This window comes from Peptoniphilus hominis (ex Hitch et al. 2025), from assembly GCF_040096015.1.
Taxonomy (GTDB): Bacteria; Bacillota; Clostridia; order Tissierellales; family Peptoniphilaceae; genus Peptoniphilus_A; species Peptoniphilus_A hominis.
The window spans coordinates 1-2322 of the sequence record NZ_JBBMFO010000058.1 but is presented as its reverse complement, the minus strand read 5'-3'; the positions used below and the strand labels follow the sequence as shown (position 1 = coordinate 2322).

The following is a 2322-nucleotide window of genomic DNA, read 5'->3' as shown; positions in this document are numbered from 1 at the left end:
TTGTATGACTCATTAGTTTTCTCAAAACTAAACGAATTTCTGGTTTGCTTTGTGATTCTTTTACGAATCTGTGATTCTATTGCGAATCTTTTTATCTTCACACTATTTAATTATCATGTTTCATCGCCACTTTTTGAAGTAGCTTATTTATTGTACTCTTGCAAATTATTTTTGTCAAGCTTTTTTTACAATTTTTTAAATTGTTTTTTACTCGACCTTTACAAAAGCCACGCTGTCTCTATGAGGCAACTATTATAGTTTAGCATCTCACAAAGTCAATGTCAACTGCTTTTTAAGATTTTTTTAATTTATATTTATTCTTATTTAAAAAAATAACAGCTGCATTTGTTACAGCTGTTTTATATTACTATTTATATCTTTCTTTGTCAAGTATTTTTTAATAAATATTTTGACGAATTTCTTTACACTGCTTTTACAGTATAGTCTAGTTTTTTAAATCTTTCCATGTCTTCTTCTATACTTGCGCCCTTTGTTGTTAGGAGGACTCCAGATATTGCTGCATTTGCTCCTGACTTAAAGGCTGATAAGCCAAATTCTTCCATTAAAGATCTTCCTCCAGCTAGTCTTATTAGTGCCTTGGGAAGTATAAATCTAAAGCTTGCACAAGTTCTATTTACTTCTTCCATGGAAAGGGGCTCGTTGTTTTCTAAAGGTGTGTTTTTTATTGGGTTTAAGAGGTTTACTGGGACTGAGTGTACACCAAGCTCTCTTAGTTGTAGTGCCATGTCAATTCTATCTGTAAAGTCTTCGCCAAGACCTATTAGACCGCCGGAACAAATTTCCATTCCTGCTTTTTGAGCTGCCTTAATTGTATTGATCTTTTGGTCATAAGTGTGGGTTGTGCATATTTCTGGGAAGAAGTTCCTTGATGTTTCTAGGTTATTGTGAATTCTTGTTATGCCTGCATCCTTTAATTTTTCAAAGGATTCTTCAGAGATTATTCCTCCTGATATGCAGACTTTTATTTCTGGTGCTTTTTCATGAATTTTTCTAGTTATGCTGCAGATTTTGTCAATGTCTTTTGCTGTAAGTCCCTTGCCACTAGCTACCATTGAGTATCTGGGTATGCCTCTTTCGTATTTGTCTAAGGCGTCCTTTACAATTGTCTCTTCATCTAAGAGGTCGTATTCTTTTATATGTGTGTTGTAGTGGGCTGATTGCGCACAAAATTTGCAGTTCTCAGAGCATCTACCACTTTTTGCATTTATAATGGTACAGACATCAAAGTCATTGCCACAGAAATATTCTCTAAGTTCATCTGCTGCCTTAGTCAAGGTTTCATAATCGCCCTTATATAATTCTATGGCTTCATCTCTTGTAACATTGTGTCCATTTTTTACTTTTTCTTTCAATTCAATAATATCCATGTCTTCAACTCCTGAAGTAATTATATATTTCCCATGGTTTATTGTCAATCAAAATAATATTTTAGTTAACATAATATTCAAAGACGCCAAATTTTATTTTTTGGTTTAATTTTCTAAACTTTCTCTCATATTCTGTGACTATATTTTCTGGATATTCTTCTAGCTTCATGTCAAACTCTTCCACTAGCGTTGAGAAGCCGCAGTCACTAAAGTAGTCCAAGCTTTCCTCAAAAAGTTCTAAGTCATCAGTCTTAAAATATATTTGTGATTTCGGCTTTAAAATGACCTTATACTTTTCTAAAAATCTTGGGAAAGTCAACCTTCTCTTCTTGTGTTTTAACTTTGGCCAGGGATTGCAAAAGTTGATGTAAATTCTACTTATCTCATTTTTGTCGAAATAATCCAAAATATTTTCCGCATTAATTGGCATTGCCCTCACATTTGTAAGCTCTTCATCTAGGATCTTTCGAGTGGCATAAATTAGTGCATTAGTTTCAATGTCTACCATTATATAATTAATATCTTTATTTCTCTTTGCTGATTCTATAGTAAAAGTACCCTTGCCTGCGCCAATTTCAAGATAAATGGGATTGTCGTTGCCAAAAATCTCGCTCCATCTTCCCTTATTTTCTTGGCCATTAAAGAAAACATAAGGATTTTCGCGCATTTCAGGGATTGCAAAATGTTTTTTTCTAAGCCTCATATTACTCTCCTTTTTTAGCTTTAAGCATTATAACACAAGTTGAGTAAGAGTCAACAAGTCTTGTGATTTTTATTCAAAATTTATTTCAATCATAACCACCGGCTAAGCCGGTGGTTTGTTTTGCCCCTATAAGGGGCTGTTACCGGCAGCATTCCATGCTTTGAACTTTCTTTCTCGTGCACCAATTTTCACAGCTGGTGCTAAAGCACATTATTTTTTGCTTTTGTTCAC

2 protein-coding genes are annotated in these 2322 nt (G+C 33.9%); both read right to left on the bottom strand.

Annotated elements, in window-relative coordinates:
* Positions 1-422 precede the first annotated feature (422 nt).
* The gene (gene bioB / locus WMO19_RS09630; protein WP_349171650.1) at positions 423-1388 is read right to left on the bottom strand and encodes a biotin synthase BioB; all 966 of its coding nucleotides are present in this window, start codon (positions 1386-1388) and stop codon (positions 423-425) included.
* Between the two features lie 61 nt (positions 1389-1449).
* A complete protein-coding gene (gene trmB / locus WMO19_RS09625; protein ID WP_349171648.1) occupies positions 1450-2091 on the bottom strand; it encodes a tRNA (guanosine(46)-N7)-methyltransferase TrmB in 642 nt (213 codons plus the stop codon).
* Between the last annotated feature and the right edge of the window lie 231 nt (positions 2092-2322).

Coding starts and splice junctions, on each gene's coding strand:
- bioB (WP_349171650.1), bottom strand. CDS start 1,388: ATGGATATTATTGAATTGAAAGAAAAAGTAAAAAATGGACACAATGTT.
- trmB (WP_349171648.1), bottom strand. CDS start 2,091: ATGAGGCTTAGAAAAAAACATTTTGCAATCCCTGAAATGCGCGAAAAT.